The sequence below is a fragment of the Cnuella takakiae genome (assembly GCF_001953305.1).
Classification (GTDB): Bacteria; Bacteroidota; Bacteroidia; order Chitinophagales; family Chitinophagaceae; genus Flavisolibacter; species Flavisolibacter takakiae.
The window spans coordinates 3905485-3930935 of the sequence record NZ_MTFE01000010.1 but is presented as its reverse complement, the minus strand read 5'-3'; the positions used below and the strand labels follow the sequence as shown (position 1 = coordinate 3930935).

23 protein-coding genes are annotated in these 25451 nt (G+C 49.4%); 12 read left to right on the top strand and 11 right to left on the bottom strand.

From position 1 onward, the window contains the following. Positions 1–225: 225 nt before the first annotated feature. The 6 genes from BUE76_RS16920 (at position 226) to BUE76_RS16895 (ending at position 6378) form a co-directional block, all read left to right on the top strand. Complete coding sequence (locus tag BUE76_RS16920; protein WP_073043165.1) at positions 226–1857, top strand: capsule assembly Wzi family protein; 1632 nt, start codon at positions 226–228, stop codon at positions 1855–1857. Positions 1858–2271: 414 nt separating this feature from the next. Then, a complete protein-coding gene (locus BUE76_RS16915; RefSeq protein WP_073042988.1) occupies positions 2272–3648 on the top strand; it encodes a lipocalin-like domain-containing protein in 1377 nt (458 codons plus the stop codon). 7 nt (positions 3649–3655) lie between these two features. Then, positions 3656–4588 (top strand): carotenoid biosynthesis protein, encoded by a 933-nt coding sequence (locus BUE76_RS16910; RefSeq protein WP_073042986.1) that lies wholly within the window; start codon positions 3656–3658, stop codon positions 4586–4588. 25 nt (positions 4589–4613) lie between these two features. Continuing rightward, a complete protein-coding gene (locus tag BUE76_RS16905) occupies positions 4614–5063 on the top strand; it encodes a hypothetical protein (protein WP_073042984.1) in 450 nt (149 codons plus the stop codon). Between the two features lie 9 nt (positions 5064–5072). Beyond that, complete coding sequence (locus BUE76_RS16900) at positions 5073–5585, top strand: hypothetical protein (RefSeq protein ID WP_143157293.1); 513 nt, start codon at positions 5073–5075, stop codon at positions 5583–5585. A gap of 10 nt (positions 5586–5595) precedes the next feature. Next, complete coding sequence (locus BUE76_RS16895; RefSeq protein ID WP_073042981.1) at positions 5596–6378, top strand: transporter family protein; 783 nt, start codon at positions 5596–5598, stop codon at positions 6376–6378. Positions 6379–6455: 77 nt separating this feature from the next. Here BUE76_RS16895 and BUE76_RS16890 read toward each other — a convergent pair whose 3' ends face one another. The 8 genes from BUE76_RS16890 to BUE76_RS16855 form a co-directional block, all read right to left on the bottom strand. Next, a complete protein-coding gene (locus BUE76_RS16890; RefSeq protein ID WP_073042980.1) occupies positions 6456–6647 on the bottom strand; it encodes a hypothetical protein in 192 nt (63 codons plus the stop codon). A gap of 69 nt (positions 6648–6716) precedes the next feature. Beyond that, positions 6717–7799 carry a hypothetical protein gene (locus BUE76_RS16885; protein ID WP_073042979.1) on the bottom strand — a complete coding sequence of 361 codons (1083 nt, stop codon included), beginning with the start codon at positions 7797–7799 and terminating at the stop codon, positions 6717–6719. A 480-nt stretch (positions 7800–8279) separates the two neighbouring features. Beyond that, positions 8280–9524, bottom strand: coding sequence for a PepSY-associated TM helix domain-containing protein (locus tag BUE76_RS16880; RefSeq protein ID WP_073042978.1), 1245 nt, complete (start codon positions 9522–9524; stop codon positions 8280–8282). Positions 9525–9601: 77 nt separating this feature from the next. Continuing rightward, positions 9602–12049, bottom strand: coding sequence for a TonB-dependent receptor (locus BUE76_RS16875; RefSeq protein WP_245798350.1), 2448 nt, complete (start codon positions 12047–12049; stop codon positions 9602–9604). 140 nt (positions 12050–12189) lie between these two features. Beyond that, positions 12190–12987, bottom strand: a complete 798-nt coding sequence (locus BUE76_RS16870; RefSeq protein ID WP_143157292.1) for a hypothetical protein — start codon at positions 12985–12987, stop codon at positions 12190–12192. 13 nt (positions 12988–13000) lie between these two features. After that, the gene (gene plsX / locus BUE76_RS16865) at positions 13001–13945 is read right to left on the bottom strand and encodes a phosphate acyltransferase PlsX (RefSeq protein ID WP_245798349.1); all 945 of its coding nucleotides are present in this window, start codon (positions 13943–13945) and stop codon (positions 13001–13003) included. 72 nt (positions 13946–14017) lie between these two features. After that, entirely contained in the window at positions 14018–14212 is a 195-nt protein-coding gene (gene rpmF / locus BUE76_RS16860) for a 50S ribosomal protein L32 (RefSeq protein WP_073042972.1), read from the bottom strand. A 132-nt stretch (positions 14213–14344) separates the two neighbouring features. Beyond that, a complete protein-coding gene (locus BUE76_RS16855; protein ID WP_073042970.1) occupies positions 14345–14899 on the bottom strand; it encodes a YceD family protein in 555 nt (184 codons plus the stop codon). An 87-nt stretch (positions 14900–14986) separates the two neighbouring features. Between BUE76_RS16855 and BUE76_RS16850 the strand changes: the two genes are divergently transcribed. Beyond that, positions 14987–16078, top strand: coding sequence for a DUF3810 domain-containing protein (locus tag BUE76_RS16850; protein WP_083596501.1), 1092 nt, complete (start codon positions 14987–14989; stop codon positions 16076–16078). Between the two features lie 113 nt (positions 16079–16191). Continuing rightward, positions 16192–16665 (top strand): TspO/MBR family protein, encoded by a 474-nt coding sequence (locus BUE76_RS16845; protein ID WP_073042968.1) that lies wholly within the window; start codon positions 16192–16194, stop codon positions 16663–16665. A gap of 179 nt (positions 16666–16844) precedes the next feature. Here BUE76_RS16845 and dcd read toward each other — a convergent pair whose 3' ends face one another. Beyond that, positions 16845–17381, bottom strand: coding sequence for a dCTP deaminase (gene dcd / locus BUE76_RS16840; protein ID WP_073042966.1), 537 nt, complete (start codon positions 17379–17381; stop codon positions 16845–16847). Positions 17382–17472: 91 nt separating this feature from the next. Here dcd and BUE76_RS16835 point away from each other — a divergent pair, with 91 nt between their 5' ends. Then, positions 17473–18117, top strand: a complete 645-nt coding sequence (locus BUE76_RS16835; RefSeq protein ID WP_073042964.1) for a 4'-phosphopantetheinyl transferase family protein — start codon at positions 17473–17475, stop codon at positions 18115–18117. An 84-nt stretch (positions 18118–18201) separates the two neighbouring features. Here the strand turns inward: BUE76_RS16835 and BUE76_RS16830 are convergent, their stop codons facing one another. Then, positions 18202–19566 carry a DUF2130 domain-containing protein gene (locus BUE76_RS16830; protein WP_073042962.1) on the bottom strand — a complete coding sequence of 455 codons (1365 nt, stop codon included), beginning with the start codon at positions 19564–19566 and terminating at the stop codon, positions 18202–18204. 166 nt (positions 19567–19732) lie between these two features. Further along, a complete protein-coding gene (locus BUE76_RS16825) occupies positions 19733–20587 on the bottom strand; it encodes an AraC family transcriptional regulator (RefSeq protein ID WP_073042960.1) in 855 nt (284 codons plus the stop codon). 132 nt (positions 20588–20719) lie between these two features. On the opposite strand from BUE76_RS16825, the gene BUE76_RS16820 reads away from it, so the two are divergent. The 3 genes from BUE76_RS16820 to BUE76_RS16810 all read left to right on the top strand — a co-directional run. Further along, on the top strand, positions 20720–22198 hold the full coding sequence (locus BUE76_RS16820; protein WP_073042957.1) for a xylulokinase: 1479 nt from the start codon (positions 20720–20722) through the stop codon (positions 22196–22198). 53 nt (positions 22199–22251) lie between these two features. Next, positions 22252–23580: a xylose isomerase gene (xylA, locus tag BUE76_RS16815; RefSeq protein ID WP_073043159.1), complete on the top strand. Its 1329-nt coding sequence runs from the start codon at positions 22252–22254 to the stop codon at positions 23578–23580. A 120-nt stretch (positions 23581–23700) separates the two neighbouring features. Then, the coding region (locus BUE76_RS16810; RefSeq protein WP_143313441.1) for a glycoside hydrolase family 9 protein at positions 23701–25451 on the top strand (1751 nt) is incomplete at its 3' end.

The following is a 25451-nucleotide window of genomic DNA, read 5'->3' as shown; positions in this document are numbered from 1 at the left end:
GGCTGGCATGTGTGCCAGCCCTTTTTGTATACTTTTGATACCCATTGGTTTGGTATTATCCGGAGGTTGCAGTCGCTTAAAAATTATTTTTATCTTTTTAGCATTCCTCCTTTCAGCCAAACTGTGCTAATCGCTCATACCATGAAATGTAAACCAGGAACCAGGACTATCAAAAATTATAAAAATCGTTTATTGCCGGCTGTTAGCCTTGCCCTTCTTTTCCTTATGGCACAAGTAAGTGTAGTGGCCCAGTCTCTACCTGTGGGCACTACTTTGCTTGAGGAAACAGTACGACGCCTGCAGGTAACGGGTCGTAGTAATAATACCCAGTCGCAAATGATCCGGCCTTTGGTTGCTGCCAGCCCGGAGCAATTCGATTCTTTAATATTCCCGCAGGTAGATACAGCATTTTCCCGGCAGCAGGCCATGCGTTTGTCTTGGGGTAAAAATGGCAGTATTACGGTGCTGCCCGCACAACTGCGGCAGCAATACAATTCCAGTTTTGCCTATGGCTGGAACGATGGCGCCATGGTGCCGGCAAAAGGTTACCAGGCCTTTGCTTCTGCAGGCCTTTTCCTCCGCAAGGGTATATTGTCCATTCAGCTCCAGCCAGAGGCGGTACTGGCTGCAAACCCTGCTTTCCCGCTCTTTCCCCAGAGCTATTCCGATAGTGTCTGGTACAACTTCTATATTATTCAGGACCGGGTGGATGCACCCCAGCGGATGGGCGATGGGGTATACCGCAAACTGCTGGCGGGTCAGTCGAGTGTGCGGCTCAATTTCAAAAAACTGTCCTTTGGCATTTCATCCGAGAACCTGTGGTGGGGACCAGGCGTTCGCAATTCCCTTTTGATGACCAACAATGCGCCTGGCTTTCCACACCTGACCTTTAACACCACCGCTCCGGTGCAAACCCGGATTGGGACATTTGAGTGGCAGGTAATTGCCGGCAGGCTGAAAGGCTCGGGTGTGCTGCCCCAGGATACCAGCCGCCGCATCAACGACTCTGCACTTTTTACTCCCAAGCTAAACGACCATCGGTATATCAATGCCTTTGTCCTCAACTGGCAACCCAAGTGGATCAAAGGGTTGTACCTGGGTTTCTCCCGGGCTTTTTACCAGTATGAATCGCAAATACCCAAAAACCTCAATGGCTATTTCCCGGTACTGGGTGCCTGGCTGGGTAATAGTGCCGGTACGGAAAACCAAAGCGGTGGCCGCGACCAGCTGCTTTCTTTTTCCTTTCGCCTGGTGTTGCCCGAAAGCAAGGCCGAACTCTATGGCGAGTATGGCCGCAACGACCGCTCCCTGAACTTCCGGGATATTTTACTGGAACCAGAGCATTCCAGGGCTTATGTGCTGGGTTTACGCAAATATTTTGTCAACGCCAAAGGCAGGGAAAAGGCGCTGTTTTTTGAAGCTACCCAATTGCAAAAAACAAGTTCCATCATCATCCGGGAGCAGGAGAGTTGGTACACCCACTACCAGGTGCGCCACGGTTATACCCACTTGGGACAGGTGCTGGGTGCCGGCATCGGTCCGGGTGGCAGCAATAGCCAAACGCTGGGAATGAGCTGGTATAAAGGCGTGAACCGTACCGAGTTTTCGCTGGAAAGGGTGGTGCGCAACAATGATCTTTTTTTTGCTGCTTTCTCAGGCAGCCGCGAGTTTATGCGCCACTGGGCCGACCTGTCGCTAAACGGCTCAAAACAGTGGACCCGTGGCCGCTACCTGTTTAGCGCCGACGCCAGCCTGGTGCGGGCACTCAACTACCAGTACAAACAAAGCTTTACACCCGAAGGCAATAAAGACCAATTCAACCTGCGGCTTGGGTTAACGGCAGGTTACCGGTTTTAATTTTAAAAAAATAAAAGCGCCATCCTTCCGGGTGGCGCTTTTGTTTTGCACTAATGGGTCAAAGGCATAATTCATTCAAAGGATAATGATGGAAGCCTGGCTCTTCTTGTTCTATGCCTCTAAAAGCTCCCGATTAGCATTACGTAACCTGGCTGTTGAAGCTTCCCAAAACAACACACTTGCTTGATCTTCCAACGCTCTTTTCAGACCCCAATACTCCGGTGTAAAACCTTCCGAATCAGTGCGGTTTTAAATTTTCACATCCCTTTTCTAAATCACCACAAAACACAGTTGCAGAATAGGTATCAATCCTTTTTTCCATTATAGTTTGAGCTGCGTATCACAAGGTCCAGCTGGATTTTGGAACGTAAATGTCCCCCCACAAGCCTTCTATTTCACACTTAAACTATAATAATGGAAACCATTAAAACAGGCGGGCTGACCGCAGAAGAACAAGCACAACTCAAACAGGAAATAGACCGGGGCGCACCGGCACGCTATGGATGGCCTATGCCCACCCAATCGCCCATGCGCCCCGATGCAACCGGTAACCCGGTTCCGTTTGGTTCACAACCCATGAAGGGTATTGAAACAGTATCCGGTCATGGCCTGTACAGTTTCCCCCGCGATCACCGCTATCATTACGGACCTGTTTATCATGGCCCTGAATATGCCGAGTGGCTGTATTTCAGTGCATTTGGTACCGACAAGAAAACCGGTGATCCTTACACCCTTTTTTGGATGTCCTTGCTGGTAGGCTACGACAAACAAATGCAACGGCCACTTAAAAACACCTTCATTGCACTGCACAACCTGCGCACCGGCGAGTTTTTGCCAGGTGTGACACTGTATCCCGGCGAACTGGTGACCAATGGTTCTGATGATCATGCCGCAAAGGAAGATTTTTGGTACAGCATGAAAATAGGTACCGAAGAACATGGTTTTCTCGAAGAGATATACCATGCCAAAGACGAAACCTGGCAGTTTAATGTAGACATTAAGAAGAAACCACCCATGCAAAGGGTGAACACGGGCAGCATGCGTATTACCGGTAAGGTATATGCTCCTGGTTATGTTTACCCTACCCCCATGGGGCTTGAAAACGAGGGCCACGATACCAGCCGCAGCGGCCGCCACAATCCTGCTACGGTCTACGGAATTTCTTACTATTACCTGGCGCCTAAAATGTTCATCAATGGGCCTGTTACCATTGGCAACCGTTCCATCGAGTTTGATGGTGTGGCCTGGTTTGAGCACCAGTGGGGTAATATGCGCACGCCTGACCACGAAGAAGGTATTTATATCTGGCAGGATGCTTATCTCAACAACGGCGATATGTTCCGCCTGCGGATGTGGCGCAAACCCGACCTGAGCCACGATGATACTATCAACAACTACGCATACATCCACAAGGATGGCCGCATGGAGTTTGCCTATGGTCCTGCGGTAAAGTTTACGCCCATCAAATCGTACCAATCGAAAGTGGTGGAAGGGATTGATATACCCTTGTATGGCATATTGGAAACTCCACAGGGCAAGTACTATGTGGCCCCTGAGTTTCCCGACCAGCAGGCTATTGGTTTTGCACCCCAAACATCACTGTGGGAGGGCTGCCTGTATCTCCACGAAGGCTCGTTGGATGGTCCCATTGTTGGCCGTTGCTACCTTGAAAACATGATCACGCCCTGGTTCTATGTGCCCGGAGGTTTTGATCTGCCCTTCCGCGAGGAGATCCGCAGGGCACTGGATGGCGGCTGCCCGCCTGCACCCGATTTTAAGTTCTACAAATAGTTACCCAATGGTATATGTGATAAGCAAAAGGTCCAACCCCCGTCTGCTGACGGTGGGTTGGATTACCTTAATTGTATACCTGGTATGGAGCATTGGCGGACAGCAATTGTTGGCGCCTGTTTTAAACCCATTTTACCGCAACCTCGTGGAGCAAGTCTTGCTCACCCTCTTTTTCGTGGTGCTGGCATTGGGCTATTACAAGGTAAAAGAACTGGGTGTTTTTGCGCTGTTGTGTTTTGTGGTCAGCAATCTTTTTGAAAATACCAGCGTGCTGTTTGGGTTTCCTTTTGGTTATTTCGAGCATTCGCCCGCACTGGGCCCGCGCCTGTTCAATATTCCCTGGCTGGCTACACCTACTTATATGGCCATGGGTTTTGTAAGCTGGATGGTGGCCAAGGTGCTGGTGCACCGTACTCGCTTTGTTCAGTGGAACACACTGGTGTGGGAAACCGCCATCGTTGCTTCATTTGTATTTTCGATGTGGGACTTTTGCAACGACCCCGTGTTTCACCTCAACAAGGCTTTTGCCTATCGCAATCCGGGTCCCTGGTTTGGCGTGCCGGTCAGCAATTTTATGGGCTGGCTGCTCGTGACCTTTTGTTTTTACTTTCCAATTTCCCTTTTTCTTTCCTTGCGCAACCTGGAAAAAGACTACCGGCTTTTACCACCCAAACAATACTGGCACCAGGCCCTGCTGATGTATGGCGCTGTAGCAGCAGGAGGCATTTACCGCAACAGCCGCGGAAAATCTTTTGTGGCAACCTTCGCCAACGGCGACCAGTGGCAATCTGAAGTGATCTATACCAGTATGACCCTGACCTGTTTGTTTACCATGGTGTTTGTGTTTTTGCTGGCCGTGATCCAGCTTAATGGGATCCGGGAGTACAGCAGCTGGCGCCGGCAGAAATCCTCCCTTTTGTCCATCGACCAGGTGATGTAAGTACCGCTTTTTATTGTGCCTGTTTATGACTGTAAAACCTTTATATATCCGGTTCCTGCTGGTTGCCTGCTGTTGTTGGGTTCAGGCGAAGGCACAGTTTGGCCGGGTATACCTTAATGCGCCCCGCGGGTCGGCGGCCCTGGCGGCAACCTATTCCAATACAGGCAGCAACACCTGGATAGATGAATCTATTGCTACATCCCAGCTCCGTTCGAAGAACAATACTACCAACTTCAACTATACCCATGTGCTGCGGGTGCTGGACCGCACCGCCGGACTTGGCATCAACATCCCGGTAGTTAGCCACCTGATTACCTGGCAAAATACCAAGGAAGGCAAGGTGCTTAATACCGATGGGGGGATGGCCGATCCCTCCATCATTTTTGATGTGAATTGCTGGGGAGGTGCATCCATGCTCCCGGAAGTGTTTCGCAAAACACCAATGCGGGATTATTTCGGTATTCATACTACCTAGGGATTGCCCTTGGGTAAATATGATAAAAATGCCGTAAGCAACCTGGGAAGTAACCGGTTTACTTCCCGCATTCTGTTCAATTATGGGCTGCCCTTCAAGGCAGGAAAAAACTGGATCGACCTGTATGGATCTGTTCGGTTTTTTGGAAAGAACCGTGCGTATAAGGGTGATTATATCCTCCGCCAAAAACCACTTTTCGGTTTCGAGGCGCACTACTCTCATGACATTGCACCCAAAACCTGGTTGGGTGGCGGGTTGATTTACGGGGCCGGCGGCAGCCAGCGTTCCAACATACCCAATGGTTATGGCGTACAGGGACAAAACTCATTAAAGGCATCAGCCGAATTTTTCTTTCCCGCGTGGAAAGGCGCCAGCACTTTCCTCAGTTATAACCGAACCCTGGTGCGGCCCGCAGGCACTCCGGAGGTGCGCACCTTTATCCTGCAGTTCCTGCATTTTGTGCAATTCAAAAAAGTGAAGTCTTACAAAAAAGACCCGGTGGGTATCATGACCAATAGCTAAACAAAAACACATGAATGTTCTTTCCTCTATCCGCTATTTGCTACTTCTGGCCTGTATGGCTACAACCTTGGGGTTAGGTGCCCAGGATAGTACTGCCACCCTGGAAATCGATCCCTCCAAACCCACCAATTTTTACACCCAGATAAATGTTGCTGCCGAAGTGAGTTGGGGTGTATTGCCAACCTTGCTGGGTGCCCGGGTTAATGGGCAATATTCCATCAACGCCAGCAACCTGGTCTTGTTTGAACTGCCTTATATGGCCAATCTGGAAAACAACCGCTCAGGTATAGGCGATGTGCGCCTGCGGTATTTCAATATTGCATTCAAAGACTATTCAAAGGTTTTTCCCAAGGTAGCTGCGCTTGCCCCTTCCATCGACATTTATATGCCTACCGGGAGTGTAGCAAAAGGCCTGGGTGCCGGCAGTTGGACCCTCGCTCCCTGCATTGTATGGGGGTGGTTTATAAATGCAAAAATCCAGGCCTTTCCCATTATTTCTTACCAGTATATCAGCAAGCCCAACTCAGATAAAGTTCCAGATGCCTTGCGCTTCGAACGACATGGGCTTACCTTCCAGAGTGTATGTAACTATTCGTTTACCAAACGCACTTTCCTGCAGCTCACACCTATTTACGCGATCAACGATTTGAAGCGGGGAGGAAGCAATGGATTTACCACCGAGGTGAAGCTGAGTCATATGCCTACAGCCCGCAGTAAGGTGCAACTGTTTTGGCGCGAGTTGTTTACCTTGGAGCAGCATACCGTCAACCTGGGATATACTTTCTACTCATAGTGAATTGCGGTCAGGCAAGCAAATTATCGGCAATGGTTGTTCGGTTTAGGTAAAGAGCTGCCCTCGGGCAGCTCTTTTTATTCAGGCGTATCTTCTTCGCCGGTGCCGTCATTTTGCTGCACTTCCGTACCGAGTTCACGTACCACAGTATCGCCATTATCCTGGCTGCCACGGTAAGGCTGGTTTTCGGGCTGCTGCCCGGTACGTTGCAGTTCTTCTTCTATTTCTTGGTTGGTAAGTATGCCGCCCTTATGTTCTTTCCTGTTCATGTTTTTTCTTTTTCTTACAGGAAAAAAGGTGCCGGAAAATTGGGTGGTGTTTTGGGAGGTCTGTTGGTTTCAAAATGCTTCATTTAATCCCAGGAAGATGCCGGATGCGCCATATCGTCCAACTGCAAAATCGAGGCATAAATTGGTGCGGGTGTTTTTATTAAACAAAAACCTGAGCCCCATGCCGGCACCGGGTTCCCAACGTTCCTTCAGTAACTGCTTTTTGCCGTTGGATGCCGACTGCCAGTTGGCAAAGGCCACGCCGCTTATCAGTTTGTTGGCCAGAATGGGAAAGCGGATTTCCGACTCTAGGTAGAGAAAGGAGGGGCCGCGAAACCTGCCGATGGTGTAAGCCCTACCGCTGCGGTTGTAGATATCGCTGGCAGTGGCAGGCATTTCCAGGTAGGGCAGGGTGCCGTTCAGCAGGTAGCTGCCCCAATGCCAGATAGCCAGTACCGTTTCCGGGTTTCGCCGGCTCAGGCTCCAGTATTTACGCCATTCGGTGTTCAGCTGCAGTGCGTTTCGGGTGCTTCCCAGCCAGCGTTGGTTGGTCCGGATCGCAAGGAAACTGTTATAAACAATCAGCCAGGCCAGCAGGGATTTGTTTTCTTCTCTGAAACTTTCACTTGCCCGGTAAGCCTGGTAGATGGCCCGGTAGGCAAGCATACAATAAACGCTGAATAGAATGGTACGGAAAACAAAATGAAAACCTGCAGGAAAAATCCACCCCTGGTTGTACAGGTAGGTGGTCTGGCCCAGAAAATCGGCTTCAATAAGGTTCCTTTTCATGGCACCATCCAACAGGAAGAAAGGCAGGTAGTCAACGATATAAACAAAGGTTAGAATCAGGTGCAGCCAATTGCGGCGTTGCCATTGCTTTTGGCTCAGGGTATGTACCACATATAGGTAACCTAGTGGGTAAGACAGGTACATAAAAATGTTGGCTGTGCGATACAGGTGCGGAAGGTCCAGTATCAGCTTGCTATCAATCAGCAATAAAATCCCGGAGCTATAAACAGCTGCAAATAGCGTTACGGATAACAAGGTGTTGGCCCTCGAAGTTTGCCTCCCCCTGAATACATGGGACAAAAACAGCAATCCAAAAAAAAGCATGTTGAAAAACTCCAGTGAGAAGTACAGAATCGGTTTCATGGAAGTGTGTTTTGGCTTTCAAGGAGGGTAGTAATCTAAAGGGTGCAGGGGATCAAAGTATAGAAAAACTTAATAGGCGGGAAGCTGTAAAAGGTTGCGGATATATTACAAATAAGTGCCTGATAAATTGGCAAAGCAGCGGGTTAGGGGTAAGTACTTGATATTCTTTTTGTTTTAGGATAAGGAATTCCGCTGGCTGCAGGTGAAGTGTAGAAAACTTTGTAGCGTGGTAATAAAAGTTCGAATCTTTACTACAGTTTAACGCAAAAGAGTATTTGTAAAAAGGCATTCACGGTGATGCTTAGGCTTTTTTCCCGTTTACTACTATTCAACAGGATCACCAGCAGTGGTTATTGAAACTAACCTGCAAATAGCTGCTGGTTTGAATCACGCAATTACTTCAAGCCATGTCTCCAATCAGCCAAATAAAAAACCCCGGAAAACGATTCCGGGGTTTTTGTTGAAGATTTGACCTGCTTATCAGGCAATTGCTGCCACTTTCTTTTCCGTCTTCCTGTTCTTTTTCTTTGTGCGGTTGAGCCACATGATCACGCCGGTGATGGGAAAACTTACACCCAGCAGGCATACTACAAATGCAATGATTTTGGTGGGCATCCCCCAGATAGAGCCGGTGTGCAGGGGCTTAATATATGATTTTGCCCGCTGGCCTGCATTGCGTTGTTCAAAGGCAAGGGTGCCCTTCACCTCGCCACTGAACTGGTCAACATACACGCTGTTGGTGGCGTTTTCGTGGGCTGCGTCTGCCATCAGTACCGATACCGTGAAGGTTTCGGTGCTGTCCTTGGGAGCAGAGATATTATAAAATTCAGCAGCGGGATACAGGTTTTGTGCAGCGGCAAAAGCCTTGTCGAAACCTACTGCATTGGCACTTGCCACAGGGGAGGACTTGGGTGCCTGCGGTGGCTTGGGCGATGATTTGGTAATGGCAAAAAGCGCATCGTTAAACCATTCGAAGCTCCAGTTCATAGCGGTAAAAGCAAAGATGAACAGGAAAATAGCCGTGTAAAAACCCAGTACGATGTGGAGGTCGTGGTTGAGGCGTTTGAAGCCCGCGTCCTTTTTGATCTTCAACCGCTGTACCATGATCTTGCGGGTGCGGGGCCACCACAAAATGATACCTGTGATGAGGATGAACATAAAAAGGAAGGTGCTTACGCCCATGATGATTTTACCTACACTGTCGTTGCCGCCCAGCAGCCAGCGGTGCAGTGCCATCATCTGGAAGAAGAAGGTTTCGCGGTAGCTGTACTTTTCCAGCACTTCGCCGGTGTAGGGGTTCATAAATACGGTAAAGCCCGGAGGAGGACCTTGCGGACCTTTGCCGGCCTGCTTTTCACCACCTGCTTTTCCGCCGCCTTTTTGCTCCGGTGCACCCTGTTTTCCTTGCTGCTGTTCCTTGTTGCCGGCTGCACCGCCTTTATCCTTTTTCGCAGGACTCAGGTTAAGTTCGGCCGAGCGGTCGGGAGCGCCATAAAGCTTAATGCCATTTACCTTATGTCCCGGGAAAGCCTGAACGGCAAGTGCCTTTAGTTCTTCCGCACTGCGCTGGCTGCCTGCCGCAGTTACATAATAGCGGTCGTGGTGCAAGGCTTTTTCCAGGTCTTTTTCAAAAACCAGGAAGGCGCCGGTAAGACATGCCAGGAGGATTGGAATGCCGGCTGCGAGGCTCAGGTACAAGTGGATGCGGCGAAAAAATGTTTTCATATTCAATAAAGAAGGGAGCAAAGTTATCAAGAAGGGGCCGCATAAGGCGGCCCCAAAGGTTAAAGTAAGTTATCGAATCAGAAACGGTAGGTAACGGTAGCAACAAACTGGCGCGGGGGAATGGGGTTGATGCTGTAGTTCTCGTGTACGTAGTAGTTGAGTGTATTGGCCAGGTTGGACAGTTTTGCCAGCAAGGACAGCTTGCGCCAGTTGTATCCAGCCGATACATCGATGGTGGTAAATCCATCTACTTCAAACTGTCGGTTGCGCAAACCGGAAACACCGTTGGTCTTGATGATGTCGGTATTCCAGCCGGCAAGGCGTTCGCCAATATAGGCAACGGTAACACCTGCCTTAAGCCCTTTAAGTTTGCCGCCACCAAGGGTGTAAAAAACGCTTCCGTTAGCTGTATGGGCCGGGTTGTTTACCAAACGTTCGCCTGTTACAAAGCTGCCTACCGTGGTATCGGTGCGGGTATAGCGCATGAAATTGTAGCTGTATCCGGCAACAACGCTGAGGCCTGCAACAGGGTGGCCAATGATATCCACTTCCACGCCATCGCTGGTGGTTTGGCCGGTAAGCTGCTTGATGGCGGTATTGTTATTGGGTGTGATGCCATCCTGCAGGAAAGGAGCTGTTTGTGCCAGGTTGTTGTTGATGATCCGGTAAGCGGTAAGATTGGCCGAAAGGCGGCCATTGAAGAATTCGTTTTTAACACCCACCTCATACTGGTCAATCACCGAAGGCTTCAGGGTATTGCCATTTACGTCGGTTCCCGAGTTGGTAATAAAGGAATTGGAATAAGAGGCGAAAACCGAAGTGCGCTTGGTGGGTTTATACACCAGGCCAAGGCGGGGCGAAAAGGCTTTGTCGGTACGGTCGGTTCCTTTGGTTTGTTTGCCCAATACCATGTTCAGGGTGTCGGCACCAAGGGTCTGCACATAAGTGTAGCGCAGGCCAGCCAGGAAGTTGAACTTTTCAGACAGTTTCACCAGGTCCTGAACATAGATGCCATAACGGTTCATAGGCACTTCCACCAGGCGGGTTTTTGAGGCAGCCGGGATGTCGGTGCGGGGTACATATTTGTTTGGATCAAGGATATTGATCATGTCGTAGGTTACCGGCTGGTTGAAGGCATAGGTTCCGGTGAGGTAACGGTCCGCATCTGCACCGGCAAGCAGGGTGTGTACCAGTTTACCGGTTTTAACCTTGCCGTTTACATTTACCTGCGCGGTATAGTAGTTCTCTTCGTTGAATGCACGGCCAAGGGGGCGGGTCCAGTCACCATTGGGTAAAGCCTGGATTCTTTCAATAGAATAGTAATCGCGGTTGTAGTTCTGGTACGATGCCGATCCGTTTAAAGTCCATGTTTCGTTGATCTGGTGCTTCACCGAAGCAGTTGCCGTACTCTGGCGGGTTTTGGCATATTGCCAGGGCGTACCGAAAAAGCGGGAGCGGGGCACGTTTGGAATACGGGTATTGTCGATGGAACCGATACCAAAGTCAGGGGTGAAATCATGTTGCAGGTAGTCGCCTTCCAGTACCAGTTCGGTATGGTCGCCCAGTTTGAACAGCAGGGAAGGGTTAACATAAAAACGCTCGGAGCTTACCTTGTCGCGGAAAGAACCGGCGCTTTCGTAGGTGCCGTTCAGGCGGTAGGCAATCTTTTGGCTCAGCGGGCCGTAGATATCAAAAGAGGGTTTGTACAGGTCGTAAGAACCCACACGCATGGAGATTTCACCACCGCTGCGGAACTTGGGTTGCTTGGTAACCATGTTTACCACACCTCCCGGCGCCACTTGTCCGTACAGGATGGCCGCACTGCCTTTCAGCACTTCCACTTTCTCCAGTGCACTCATTTCGGGCATGGAACCGGTGTTGATGCGGGCGCCGTTTTTAAACATGTTGTTGGACGACAGGTTGTAACCACGGGCATAAAAGGTTTCCTGTGTGCTTGCCCGAACGGTAGCCAGGTAAACGCCGTTTACATTTTTAATAACATCGCTCAGCCTTTGCGCCTGTTGGTCGCGCAGCACTTCCTGTCCCAGAACAGAAATGCTTTGGGGAAGGTCCATGGGGTTGATGGGAATCTTGCCGATGGCAACAGGCTTTTCATTCAGGGTTCTTTGGGAACGGATGGTAACTTCCTGCAGGTGACGCGAGTCTTCCTGCAAGTTGAGGCTGTACTGCGCGGTAGCTGCCTCTTTTACCTGTACTTCCTGCTCCTGGGTTTTCAATCCTACGAAAGAAACTACCAGGGTGTAATTACCGGGTTTCACATTGCGCAACTGGAAAAAACCATTTTCATCGGTTACGGTACCTTTGCCGGTGCCGCGCAGATCAACGCTTACGCCTGCTGCCGGCTGGCCATCGGTAGTAAGGATGCGTCCTTCGATAATGCCGTTCTTAAGTTCTTCGGAATAATGTTTTACTGTAGGTGTATGGTCCTGGGCTAATAGTTGGTCCTGTGCTTTGAGGCTGCTGAAAGCCATCAGCGCGGCAAAAGGAAGGATGTATTGTTTCAACGTTTCGAAATTTTGTGCAAAGGAAACGCCGGGAAAAAAGGCAATTGTGCCGGATCGGGAAAAAAGGGTTACGCAATCGGGAAAAATGTATGTTTTACAGTTATTCCGGATTACGCAAGCTGGAATAAATCCAGTAGCAATTATTCCATAGCACTCAGATGCTGCCGGACAAAAGCAGCCACTTGATTGATTAACGCCCTCTGTGTTTTGCCGTGGCCATGTTCGGCTTCTATGTTGATGTAAAAATGTCCTTTCCTGCCCAGCACAATACTGAGTGATCCATCATCACCTGCAAGGGTATTGTGCTGCAATACGGCATTGATCCTGTTACTTTTCAGGTACTGAAACAAACCCTCATGTGTGGTGAGCACAAAATCATCAGCATCCATAGACGGATTGCGGTAAACCAGGGCCGCATCTTTAGCCAATGCCCCGTTAGCAGTATAGGATAATATAGAGTAGGCCTTATCTGTATTGTTGTGTACCGCAATAAGAGGAATGCTATTTGGAATCAGGGCCAGCACTTGTGTAGCAAAATCTTTAAGGGCGGAAGCCGAAGCGCTGTCATATACACTTAATAGTTGCAGCGACTGCCGGGTGCCCGAATCGGTAAATATCCTGTTGGGGTCTGCCAGAAACCTTTTTCCCGATAGCGTAAACGACAGGTTCCTTTGCCTGTTGTTCAGCAGCATAAGTACTGCGCCGCCTTGCTCGCCCAGGTATTGGTGCAGGGTGCTGTCAGCAGTTGCCTCATTATGGTGCAGGTGCAGGAAAAAAGGGAAGAGGGTATCGTTATAAACGGTCAGTCGTGCAGTGATGGTCGTATCGCCAAGGGGTATGTTATGGTCTTGGATGGTACCAATAAAACGCCATTGCGGCTGCTGTCCGCAACCGGTACCTGCAACGGTCAGCAATGCAAGTAGGAAGAATAAGCGCACCGATATTTTTGCTTTAAGCTACCAATTCTGCTGCCAGCTTTTGCATTACGTCTTTTGCAATCATCTTTTCGGCAAGCCTTATTTTATTGGCAAATGCTTTTGCCTTGCTGATGCCATGACCAATGATTACTGGTTTGGAAACACCCAGCACGGGGGTTCCGCCATAATTTTCAAAATCAAACCGGTCGAGGTAATCGTGGCGGATGTTTTTGCTTTTGGTGATTTCGAAAAGCGATTCGGAGAGTTTGAGAATGATGTTACCGGTAAAACCATCACATACCATTACATCGGCTTTGTCGAGCAGCAGGTCGCGGCCTTCCGCATTGCCCACAAATTGTATGTGTGTGTTTTCCTTGAGCAGGGGATAGGTGGCCTGTGCCAGTATATTGCCTTTGCCTTCTTCTTCTCCAATATTTAGGAGGGCAACACGCGGGTTTTCAATACCCAGGATGTTTTGGGCATATACCGAACCCATAACTGCAAACTGGTTGAGGTGTTCGGGTTTGCAGTCGGAGTTGAGGCCTACATCAAGCAGGAGACCTGTAGCACCATTTTCTTTGGGGATGATGGCTGCGATGGTGGGCCGCAACACGCCTTCCAGTGCTTTGATGCTGTATAAAGCACCTACCAGCATGGCGCCGGTATTGCCCGCAGAAATAAAGGCGTCTATTTTACCAGTGGCCAACAAGTGAAAGCCTATGGCAATGGAGGACTGCTGTTTTTCTTTGAGCGCCCTGGTAGGATGTTCGTGCATGTCGATCACCTGTGGTGCATGCACCATGGTGTACTGATCGGCACGGAGGGAGAGGGGGCCAAGGAGCGGATTGACTTGGGCTTCATCGCCCACCAATACCAGATGTGCTGCCTGGGCTGCTTCCTGTATATATTGTTGAATACCTTTAATTGCTTCTATTGGGGCAAAATCTCCGCCCATCATATCAATGCCGATCTTCATCATGGTATCCAAAAATAAAAAAATCCATAACCCGACACTGTAGTATCCGGTTATGGATTTTATACATAAAGTTGATTACGCTTTCAGGGGTGCTTTCTCGGCAACCAGTTGTCCTTTGTAGTACAATTTGCCTTCGCTCACATGGGCGCGGTGGCGCACATGGATTTCACCGGTTGTCTTGTCGGTAGAAAGCGTTGCAGCCACAGCTTTGTAGTGGGTCCTGCGCTTCGCACTTCTTTGCTGCGAATGTCTGCGTTTGGGGTTTGGCATAACTCAGTAATTTAAATTGCTGATTACTTTTTTATTGTTTGTTTGTTCACCGAAGCTGCTGCTACACCAATCATCGCTGCTCTTCTGCTTACTTCGGCAATATGTTTTGTCTTCCGACTTTCAACTGTTCACTCAGGGTTCCTGGGTGGTATCCAGGTCTTTGAATTTTTCCAACCCTTTCCACACATCGTTCTTCTTTTCCTCCTCAGGCCGCATGCGGCTCAGAAGTTCGCGCACTTCCTGGTTGCAATAAGGACCGTCCATATTTTCATAGGTACAGGTCTTTTGCATGGGGATGCTCAGATTAACGAATTCGTAGATCCAGTCTTTTACATCCAGGTGGCTCTCACCACGGCTGATGTAAAATACATCGGGGTCTTCTTCATTTTCATTGGCCTGCTCCGCATCATCCGTCAGTTTTACAGTTACTGTAAACTCATCGAACAATTGAAAAGGCAGGTCATTGTTGCACCGGTCGCAGGTAACTTCCGCCTGTCCGCCAATTTCAAAGCGCAACTGCATAAAGCCGTTGTTCTTTTCAAGTTTCAGTTTTACCTGAGCGTCGGCTTTGCGGAAATCCTGTTCCTGGTAGCTTTCAAAGAATTTATCGTCAACCCTGTAGTTGAATTCATGAATACCGGCCTTCAAACCAACAAACGCTATTTCATATTCCCGGCGGTTGCTCATGGTATCAATTTAGGGTGGGCAAAGGTAAAGGAAATCCGGTAAATTGGCCGCAAAACAAGGAATAATTTAACGAGCAAGCCCAATTTCATGTCCTATTTACCCCGAATTGACCGCAAATGTATGATTTTGGTGGCGCTTGCCCTGCTGATACGGCTCTTTGCCACCCAACCCGGCTGGGTAGAGCAGTATTATTCCCGGGGTATTTATCCCTGGCTGGCATTTGGCGGACGTAGCCTCCTGGGCTGGATTCCCTTTAGTATTGGTGATATTTTGTATGGTTTAGCCATGGTTTACCTGGGTTATGCATTGGTGAAAGGCGTCCGTAATTATCGCAACAGCAGTAGTAAAAAGATGTGGGCTAAAGATTTCTTGCGCTCCCTGCTGAATGCGGCACTCCTGATCTACATCGTATTTCAAAGTTTTTGGGGACTCAACTACAGCCGCCAGGGGATTGCCAGCCAGTTGGAATTAAAAGTATTGCCCTATACCCTTAAAGATTTGGGTATCGTAGCTGAACAACTGCAGTACCGGTTGGAGCAAACCGCACCACAGGTGGATACGGTAGGGCGTTTACATTTTAATCAAAACCGGAACCTGCTGTATGCAGGCATGGCCGCTTATGCCCAGGCTGAAGTGGAACACCCTTTTCTTCGCTACCAGGCGCCATCGGTAAAACCCTCCTTGTTTACCTCCTTGGGCCACCTGGTGGGGTTTACGGGTTATTATAATCCTTTCACTTTTGAAGCGCAGATCAAAACTTCGGTACCGGTTTTTCTGAAACCTTTTATCGTTACCCACGAAATGGCGCACCAGTTGGGCTATGCCAAGGAGAGCGAGGCCAATTTTGTTGCTTTTCTCACCGGTAAGTCCGCTACCAATGCGGATGTGCGGTACAGTATTTACTTCGAATTATTCCTGTATACCCTTTCCGATATCCGGCGCAGCGACACCACCATGGCCAACAGCCTGCGGCAGGCAGCTCCGCCACAGGTACAACGCGACCTGGCGGCATTTGCCGACTACCTGGAAAAAAGCCGCAATCCCGTTGAGCCTTATATGGCGCGGATTTACGACGCTTATCTTCGCTGGAACAACCAACCCAAGGGGCGCATGTCGTACAACGAGGTGATTGCGTGGCTGGTGGCTTATGGAAAAAAGTACGGAAGAGGAGCTATATAATGCAGGATGGGAACCCTGATCAAAAGTTGGGAAAGATTGTTTTGCATGTTGGAAATAGCGGATGAGTGAGGAGCGGGGAGGGATGAATAAAACGTAATTATAAAAGAACAGAAATGAAGAATTGGGTCAAACTACTTATCTCCCTTGCACTGCCGCAAATTGCGGGAATTTCCGGTGCCCTGTTTACCGTAACAGGTGAGGGCAGCTGGTACCGTCAAATCAACCGTCCCAGCTGGAACCCGCCGGGCTGGGTCTTTGGGCCGGTGTGGACCCTGTTATACATCCTCATGGGTATTGCTTTTTACCTGGTTTGGAAAAATAATTCAGCGGATCGGCTTAAAAAGCCCGCTATGACCTTCTGGATCATACAGCTGGTGCTGAACTTCTTTTGGACCCTGATATTCTTTGGTGCCCATGAAACTGGTTGGGCCACGCTGGAAATCATTGTGCTTTGGATATTTATCCTGCTCACCATCCTTGCATTTTTCCGCATCAACAAAACAGCAGGCTGGCTGATGGTGCCCTACCTGCTTTGGGTGAGTTTTGCTACTGCACTCACGGCTACCATTTGGCAGATGAACTCCTGACACCCCTTGTCCCCCTAAAAGGGGAACTTAGGTCAAACATTACTATAACAACAGCGCCCCTCTAAAGCAGAGGGGCGCTGTTCATTAAAAACCTTGTAACAAATGTCTTTGCTAAGTGATCAGGTATTCCGGCCTAAGTTCCCCCTATAGGGGGACAGGGGGTGAGACCTGGGAATTGCCTAAAACTTATTCTTCCACATCATACTTTCCACCGGCTTGTCGGGCTGGCCGCTGTACTTGGCGTTGGCTTTTTGGTTGTAACGCACTTCAATTTCGCCTTCCACGGGGAAATAAATCAGCTGCCCGATGGGCATGCCGGCATAAACACGTACGGGTTGTTTTACCGAAATCTCAAGGGTCCAGTTGCCGCAGAAACCCACATCTCCCTTGCCGGCAGTGGCATGGATATCAATGCCCAGGCGGCCGGTAGATGACTTGCCTTCCAGGAAAGGCACATGGGCATGCGTTTCGGTGTATTCGGCGGTGACGCCCAGGTAAAATACATGGGGATAAAGCACAAATCCTTCTTCAGGAATTTCAAAGGTTTCGATGGTATTGTGCTTTTTTGCATCAAGGATATGTTCGCGGTAGGTAGCTAAAGTTTTACCCAGGTGCACATCATAACTATTGCTGCCCAGGCACTCGCGGTGATAGGGAACAATCTTGATGGTGCCATTTTCCATTTCTTCCAGGATACGTTTATCGGACAGAATCATGGGTGCTTTGATTTAAGTACGCAATTTTGTGACCCGGTACGCAGGTCTGCCAATGAAGCGGCGCGGCAAAATAACCGGGAAATTCCAGAACATGCCCCTTTTTTTTCAACAGGATGTGAACCATGATGCCCGCCTCGCCGTGTGGCTGATTGGCGAGGAGGAAGCTTTTTTTCGAAAGTTGGCCATCCCCCAACGCGAAGTGGTGCATCCGCATAAACGCCTCCAGCACCTGTCGGGCCGTTTCCTGCTGCGGCACCTTTATCCCGACTTTCCCTCCGAGTTGATCCGCATTGCCGATACCCGCAAACCCTACCTCGAAGACGATGCCTACCATTTTTCCATTTCGCATTGCAGCGATTATGCCGCTGCTATTGTTAGCCCAGGTCAGCGGGTAGGAATTGATATTGAAGTAGTGACGGAAAAGGCGGCGCGCATCCGCGCCAAGTTTGCTGCCGATGAAGAATGGGCGCTGGCACAACAGGCAGTGCAAAGTTTAGAATGGACCGGGTCAATCGATGCCCTTGCAGCCACCCTTATCTGGAGTTGTAAAGAAGCAGGATTTAAGTGGTATGGTACGGGTGAAGTGGATTTCAAGAAACACATGCCCATACAAGCCTGTACCAGGAAGGGAGATGTATTTGAAACGAAAATGTTGTTTCAAAAAGAAACACCGCAAGCCCTACACATCTGTTCCCGTTTACTGGGCGGTATCTGGCTTAGTTACGTGGTGGCATAAAAAAACCTATAAGGTTGATACAACCTTATAGGTTTGCCGAAACCCAATCTTCCATCTCTAAAGGATAGCAAAATTTAAAAAGACTTATTGCAATAGCAACTGTCCATTTCCCTCTTCCGCTTCCTCCGTGCTTTCATCTTCCAGCAGGGGGATAGTACCCACAGAAGCACCGGCAATACCTTTGATAGAGCCATACATGCCCGAGGTGCTCAGCAACACTTTCTCCAGTTGCTTTTCGCGTTCCTTCCACATCTTTTCCATCTGAATGCGCTCCTTCATGATATTGTTTTTCATGGCAAGGAAACCTTCCACGATGGTTTCGATGCTCTGGCGGAATTCGTTGCCCGTGAGGTAACCATACAGCAGTTGCATCTTCTCGCCCTTGTTCTCTTCGGCCTTGGTGGTTTCGGCAACGCGGATGATGGTTTGGCGCAAGGCATTGGCCAGCGCCAGCACTTCACCAAAAGAACAGATCCAAACGCCATCTTTTTCGCCAAAACAGGTGAAATCTTTCGGGTAGGCCTGGGTTACCAATATGGCTACATCGGCGCCCTGTGCTCGCATGTCGGCTTTAAGTTTGTCGATCCATGCATTGTTGAAGGTCTTGGTGCGTTTGCTTTCAAAAATTATGGAGCCGCACTCCAGCCCATGGCGGTTGCGCACGTTTTGAATGCAGTCAGCACCTTCAACGCCCTTGCCCACTTCACCGATTTCATCAAAGGGGAAATGCTCTTTCAACATCTCTTCCAGGATGATTTCCTGCACTTCTCCCTGGCGCTGTTGCGAACCCTGCTCGGCACGGCGCTTCATTTCCTCAATCAGTTTTTTCTGTTCTTCCAGTTGCAGTTCCAAATCTTTTACCCGGAAGCGGTGTTCTTCATCGCGCAACTGAATACGTTTTTCTTCTTCCTTGCGCAAATGCTCCTGTATGTTTTCGCGTTCCTGCAACAGCTTTTTCTGCAGGTCCAGCTCCAGTTCCTGTTCCCTGTTTTTCAGTTCCTGTTCCTTGCGCATGAACTCCAGTTCTTTTTGCTGGGCGCTCCGCAGTTTCTCCTCTTTCTCCTTATCCGATTCCTGCAGGATGCGCAGTTGGTTTTCGTAATCGGCAGCTACCGATTTTCGGATCTGTTGTTGCAGTTCTGCCTCTATCCTTTGCTTTTGCGCCAGCAGGTCGGCTTCAAGTTTTTGCTTGTCGGCAGCCAGTTGGGCTTCCAACTTCTGCTTTTCCTGTTGCCATTTTTGTGAAAAAATCGCGTTTTGGTTTCTGCGTTTTTCCTCAAATGCCAGCTGTTCTTCCTCCAGGCGTTTTTTCTCGCCATTCAACTGGGCAAGCAGTTGCTGTTGCTGCTGCTCGTACTGCTTTTTCAGTCTTTGCTCCACATCGGCAGAAAGCACGTCTTCCACATCAAAGGCTGCTGCGCAGGTAGGACATTTTATATTGGTAGGCATGAAATGAAATTTTTCAGAAATACAAAGTACGGGTGTTTCCTAAAATGTTTAGCAAGTGTGGAAAAGTTGAAGTACCGGTTGCTATCCCAGTGTGCATTAAACCCACTTGAATAATGAAGGACATAGATGCCTGTATTTACTTGCAGCTTGTAGCTAGTAGCTTATCTCATGCAAAAGCTGATGTTGTAAATGCCTTGCGGAACTTCGAAGGGGTAATGCCTTTGATTTTTAAAAACTGTTTGTTGAAATGCGCCACTGAGTTGAAGCCGCTGTCGAAGGAAACCTGCATGATGCTTTGCTCTGTATCAGCCAGCAGGGTACAGGCATAACCGATGCGCATTTCGTTTACAAAATCGATATAGGTTTTCTTGGTGCGCTTTTTAAAATAGGCGCAAAAGGCAGGGATGCTCATGCCTGCCACTGCGCCAATTTCTTCCAGGGTAATGGGTTCGCGGTAGTGTTCCATGGTATGCTGAAAGATGCGGTCAATACGTTCCTGGTCTCGGAGTTGCAGGGGCTTTAGTTCCTGGGTGGACAAGGTTTGGTGTTCATCGTTTTCTGATAGCAGGTGCAGGCATTTGCTCAGGAGCAGCACCCGGTCAAAGCCGCGGGCATGTTCCAATTGCTGTATGATGGGATGCAATGTTTGTTTGAGTGCGCCCTGGATTTTAAAACCTTGTGCAGCTGCTTTCAAAAATTTGTTGATCATCCGGCACTCGGGCAATTCAAGAAAGGCATTGCCCCAAAAATCTGCTTTGAATTGTACGACGACGGCACTGGTAACAAGGTCGCCTGTCTTTTGAAAGGTATGCGGCAGGTTGGCCCCCAGGAAATAAATATCGCCTACTTCAAATTCACCTACATAATTGCCTACGAAACTCATTCCGGCACCTTCAGTAAAGAGGATGAGTTCATATTCCACATGCTGGTGCCAGGGCACTTCAAAATGCGGCGTGCGGTGGGTGCGGGCCACAAAGGATGTGTTTTCACTCAGCGGAAGTTTTTCAACTAAAAGGCGCATGCAACAATATTAAGCATCTAAACTGGAAATAATTTAAAGAATGAATAAGATTGCATTAGTTTTCGAGAATAATGGAGTAGGGTGCCAGCGCAAACACCGCTAATTTGCTGCTCCAATCAAACAAGCTTGCCAATGTTGCTTTTAGGAATAGATCTGGGCACCTCTTCCATCAAGGTGTCGGTAGTGGATGCAGATACCGGGCATGTGGTTGCGCAGGCACAATACCCCGAGCAGGAAACCGGTATCAAAGTAGTACAACCCGGCTGGGCTGAGCAAAGCCCCGAAGAGTGGTGGCAGAATGTACAAGGAGCCATCCGTAAAGCTGTTACCTCCAATAGTTTCAATGCGCAGGATATTAGCGCCATTGGTATTGCCTACCAGATGCACGGCCTGGTAACCGTTGACAAGACAGGCCGCAGCCTGCGTGATGCCATCATCTGGTGCGACGGTCGTGCCATTCCTTATGGGGATAAAGCATTCCAGGCCATTGGTCCTGAACGCAGCCTTTCGCGATTGCTGAACTCTCCCGGCAATTTCACCGCGGCCAAACTGGCCTGGGTTAAAGATGCCGAACCAGAAGTATTTAAGCAGGTAGATAAGGTAATGCTGCCAGGCGATTATATCGCTTTGAAACTTACCGGTAAGGCCACCACCTCTGCTTCTGCACTTTCCGAAGGCATCTTCTGGGATTTCCAGGACGAACAGATTTCCGCTGATGTACTGAATTACTTTGGGTATGATGCCGCCATCATCCCGGAAGTACAGCCTGTGTTTTCCGAACATGGCCAAGTGTCCGCAGCAGTAGCTGCGCAACTGGGGCTTCGTGCGGGTATCCCGGTAAGTTATAAGGCAGGCGATCAGCCCAACAATGCACTTTCCCTGAACGTGCTCCAGCCGGGCGAAGTGGCTGCTACTGCTGGTACCTCCGGTGTTATTTATGGTGTAAGCGATGAACTGACTTACGACCAGCAGAGCCGGATCAATTCATTTGCCCATGTTAACCACAGTGCAGCAAACAAAAGGGTAGGGGTGTTGCTTTGCATCAATGGCACCGGTATCCTCAACCGCTGGCTGCGCGATACGGTAGCGCCGGGTGTTTCCTATGCTCAACTGAATGAAGAAGCATCGAAAGTGGCGGCAGGCAGCAATGGCCTGTTTATCCTGCCCTTTGGTAACGGTGCCGAGAGGATGCTGGGCAACAAGATGGTGGGCGCACACATTCATTGCTTAGACCTGAACATTCATACCCGTGCACACCTGGTGCGTGCAGGACAAGAAGGTATTGCTTTTGCCTTCCGGTACGGACTGGATATCATGCGGGAAAATGGCATGCATCCTTCAGTAATTCGTGCAGGCAAGGCCAATATGTTTTTGAGTCCCCTGTTTACCGAAGCCTTCGTAAATGTAACCGGCGTGCCGGTAGAACTTTATCCCTGCGATGGTAGTGTGGGTGCAGCCCTTGGTGCAGGTATCGGTGCCGGTATTTACCAAAATGAAAACGATGCATTCCGCAACATAAAGCCGCTTGAGCTCATTGCACCCGGTGCACAGCAAGAGCGGTACGAAGAACTTTACCAGCAATGGAAAAAGCTGCTCCTGCAACACCTGTAACAGGAAATTTTTCCAATAAGCAACAAAAAGCTAAAAACAATAAACGATTAACTATGCCCATTATCACTGGAGACAAGCAATACTTTGAAGGTATTGGTCAAATTAAATTCGAAGGCCGCGAGAGCGATAATCCACTAGCCTTCCGCTGGTACGATGAAAACCAGGTAGTAGCTGGTAAAACCATGAAAGAATACCTGCGTTTTGCCTGCGCTTACTGGCATTCTTTCAGCAACGATGGTTCCGATCCCTTTGGTGGCGGTACCCATAATTTCGCCTGGAACGAAGGCGCTGATGCCATCACCCGAGCCAAGAAGAAAATGGATGCAGCTTTTGAATTCATCACCAAAATGGGCATGCCTTACTACTGCTTCCATGATGTGGATGTTGTAGAGTATGGCAACGACATCAACGAGAATGACCGCCGCCTGCAAGCCATGGTGGAATATGCCAAGCAAAAGCAACAGGAAAGTGGTGTAAAACTGCTGTGGGGTACTGCCAACCTGTTTTCGCACCTGCGTTATATGAACGGTGCAGCCACCAACCCCGATTTCCATGTACTGACGCATGGTGCCGCACAGGTAAAAGCAGCCCTCGATGCAACGATCGAACTGGGTGGTGAGAACTATGTGTTCTGGGGTGGCCGCGAAGGTTATATGACCCTGCTCAATACCAACATGAAGCGCGAGCAGGAGCACCTGGCCCGTTTCCTCCATACTGCTAAAGATTATGCCCGCAAGCAAGGCTTCAAAGGCACTTTCTTTATCGAGCCCAAGCCCATGGAGCCTACCAAGCACCAGTACGATTACGACTGTGCTACCGTAATTGGCTTCCTGCGCCAGTACGACCTGCTGAATGATTTTAAGATCAACATCGAAGTAAACCACGCCACACTGGCCGGCCACACTTTCCAGCACGAATTGCAGGTAGCTGCCGATGCAGGTATGCTGGGTTCAATTGATGCCAACCGTGGCGACTACCAGAACGGCTGGGACACCGACCAGTTCCCCAACGACATCAACGAACTCACCGAATCTATGCTCATCATTCTGGAAGCCGGTGGTCTGCAGGGTGGTGGTATCAACTTCGACGCCAAGATCCGCCGCAACTCTACCGACGCCGACGACCTGTTCCTGGCGCATATCGGTGGTATGGATGCGTTTGCCCGTGCACTGATTACTGCGGATAATATCCTGCAGAAGTCGGATTACAAAAAGCTGCGCCAGGAGCGTTATGCTTCTTACGACAGCGGCAAGGGTGCCGAATTCGAAGCCGGTAAATTGTCGCTGGAAGACCTGCGTGCTTATGCCCTTGAAAACGGCGAACCTGCAGTACGCAGCGGCAAGCAGGAACTGTTTGAAAATATCATCAACCGCTATATCTAAACTTTTCCGGGGCCTTGTTCCCAAGGCCCTTATTGTTAGGATTGAAAAAGAAAGGAAAGCTGCAGCAATGCGGCTTTTCCTTTATTCAATACTTTGTATTTTAAGTTCAACTTGCCCATTATGCCAAACGCAAATTATCTATCCCGCTTTTGCTTTAACACCATCGCTGCATTCTTTTCTATCACCACCATACAGGCACAACAAGTCACCGATAGTATCTGTCTGAACCAGGCAGGCTTTTACCCATCGGCTGCCAAGATCGCCGTAGTGAAAGGGACACGTAACGATGGCCCTTTTTACATTACCGCTACCAACCTTCGTGATACTTTGTTTCGCGGTGTGTTGGGAGCAGCAAAGCAGTCGCTTAATTCTTCCACTAAAACCCGTATTGCAGATTTTAGCAACTTTAATAAGGCCGGAAGCTATGTGGTACTTGTTCCGGGACTGGGCCATTCCTATGTTTTTCGCATCGGCAATAAAGTGCACGATGGGGTAGCAGCTGCTGCTCTTAAAGGCTTTTATTATCAACGTGTTTCCACACCCCTGCAGGAACAGTATGCAGGCAAGTGGCATCGGGGTGCCGGCCACCCTGATACGGCGGTATTGGTGCATCCGTCAGCAGCTTCTGCTTCAAGACCTGCAGGCACAAAGTTGTCGCTGCCCGGCGGTTGGTACGATGCAGGTGATTACAATAAGTATGTGGTCAATAGCGGCATTACTACCAACACGCTTTTGTCGGCTTATGAAGACTATGCTGCTTACTTTAAGCAACAAAACCTCAACATACCTGAAAGTGGCAATGCACTGCCCGATGTTCTTGATGAAGTGTTGTACAACCTGCGATGGATGCTGGCCATGCAGGATCCCAATGATGGTGGTGTGTACCACAAATGCACCAATGCATCCTTTGATGGCATGTTGATGCCCGGCATCACCAGAGCCCCCCGTTATGTGGTACAGAAGAGTACCGCCGCGGCCCTCAACCTGGCAGCAGTAGCAGCACAGGCTTCTGTAGCTTTTCGGCCCTTTGCAAAGCAGGTGCCCGGATTAAGCGACAGTTGTTTGCAGGTAGCAAAAAAAGCCTGGGCATGGGCCGTCCAAAACCCCAATGTGCTCTACGAGCAGGATAACATGAACAAAGAATTTGAACCCAAGGTTACTACAGGTGCTTATGGCGACCGAAACCTGGTTGATGAGTGGTTTTGGGCTGCAACCGAAATGCTTGCAGCAACGGGTGATAAGACCTATGCGGCCAAGGTTGATGCCGGTATGGCGGCGGCTGCTTCGCTTCCTTCCTGGAACAGTGTGGCCATGTTGGGAATGTATCGTCTGGCAAAGCAAGCAAAAAGTGCCATTGCCAAACAATATGCTGCACCTGCAAAAGCGAAGATCATTGCCTTTGCCGAAAGCCTGCTGCCTGCACAACAACGCAACGCTTTTGCCACCATCATGGGACAATCGCCCCGCGACTTTATTTGGGGCAGCAGTGCGGTGGCTGCCAACCAGGGCATTGCTTTACTGAAGGCTTTCCAACTGAGTGGGGATAGAAAATACTTTACGGCAGCGTTGTCTAATATGGATTATATCCTGGGGCGCAATGCAACGGGGTACTCCTTTGTGACGGGTCATGGCAGTAAAACACCCATGCACCCGCACCACCGTCCTTCTGTTGCCGACGGTATTACTGAGCCGGTTCCAGGACTGCTTTCCGGTGGCCCCAATCCAGGTATGCAGGACAAGTGTGGTACCTATAAGTTCAATGAGCCTGAAACGGCTTTCACCGATGACGATTGTTCTTATGCTTCTAATGAAATTGCCATCAACTGGAATGCACCACTGGTGTACCTGGCGTCGGCATTGGAGGCAATTAA

Bases quoted from the DNA above. Each gene is read 5' to 3' on its own strand.
- BUE76_RS16850 (WP_083596501.1), top strand. From the start codon at position 14,987: ATGTCCTATTTACCCCGAATTGACCGCAAATGTATGATTTTGGTGGCG.
- BUE76_RS16825 (WP_073042960.1), bottom strand. From the start codon at position 20,587: ATGCGCCTTTTAGTTGAAAAACTTCCGCTGAGTGAAAACACATCCTTT.
- BUE76_RS16845 (WP_073042968.1), top strand. From the start codon at position 16,192: ATGAAGAATTGGGTCAAACTACTTATCTCCCTTGCACTGCCGCAAATT.
- BUE76_RS16895 (WP_073042981.1), top strand. From the start codon at position 5,596: ATGAATGTTCTTTCCTCTATCCGCTATTTGCTACTTCTGGCCTGTATG.
- BUE76_RS16820 (WP_073042957.1), top strand. From the start codon at position 20,720: ATGTTGCTTTTAGGAATAGATCTGGGCACCTCTTCCATCAAGGTGTCG.
- BUE76_RS16855 (WP_073042970.1), bottom strand. From the start codon at position 14,899: ATGAGCAACCGCCGGGAATATGAAATAGCGTTTGTTGGTTTGAAGGCC.
- xylA (WP_073043159.1), top strand. From the start codon at position 22,252: ATGCCCATTATCACTGGAGACAAGCAATACTTTGAAGGTATTGGTCAA.
- dcd (WP_073042966.1), bottom strand. From the start codon at position 17,381: ATGATTCTGTCCGATAAACGTATCCTGGAAGAAATGGAAAATGGCACC.
- BUE76_RS16885 (WP_073042979.1), bottom strand. From the start codon at position 7,799: ATGAAACCGATTCTGTACTTCTCACTGGAGTTTTTCAACATGCTTTTT.
- BUE76_RS16880 (WP_073042978.1), bottom strand. From the start codon at position 9,524: ATGAAAACATTTTTTCGCCGCATCCACTTGTACCTGAGCCTCGCAGCC.
- plsX (WP_245798349.1), bottom strand. From the start codon at position 13,945: ATGATGAAGATCGGCATTGATATGATGGGCGGAGATTTTGCCCCAATA.
- BUE76_RS16830 (WP_073042962.1), bottom strand. From the start codon at position 19,566: ATGCCTACCAATATAAAATGTCCTACCTGCGCAGCAGCCTTTGATGTG.
- BUE76_RS16890 (WP_073042980.1), bottom strand. From the start codon at position 6,647: ATGAACAGGAAAGAACATAAGGGCGGCATACTTACCAACCAAGAAATA.
- BUE76_RS16915 (WP_073042988.1), top strand. From the start codon at position 2,272: ATGGAAACCATTAAAACAGGCGGGCTGACCGCAGAAGAACAAGCACAA.
- BUE76_RS16835 (WP_073042964.1), top strand. From the start codon at position 17,473: ATGCCCCTTTTTTTTCAACAGGATGTGAACCATGATGCCCGCCTCGCC.
- BUE76_RS16910 (WP_073042986.1), top strand. From the start codon at position 3,656: ATGGTATATGTGATAAGCAAAAGGTCCAACCCCCGTCTGCTGACGGTG.
- BUE76_RS16905 (WP_073042984.1), top strand. From the start codon at position 4,614: ATGACTGTAAAACCTTTATATATCCGGTTCCTGCTGGTTGCCTGCTGT.
- rpmF (WP_073042972.1), bottom strand. From the start codon at position 14,212: ATGCCAAACCCCAAACGCAGACATTCGCAGCAAAGAAGTGCGAAGCGC.
- BUE76_RS16920 (WP_073043165.1), top strand. From the start codon at position 226: ATGGCACAAGTAAGTGTAGTGGCCCAGTCTCTACCTGTGGGCACTACT.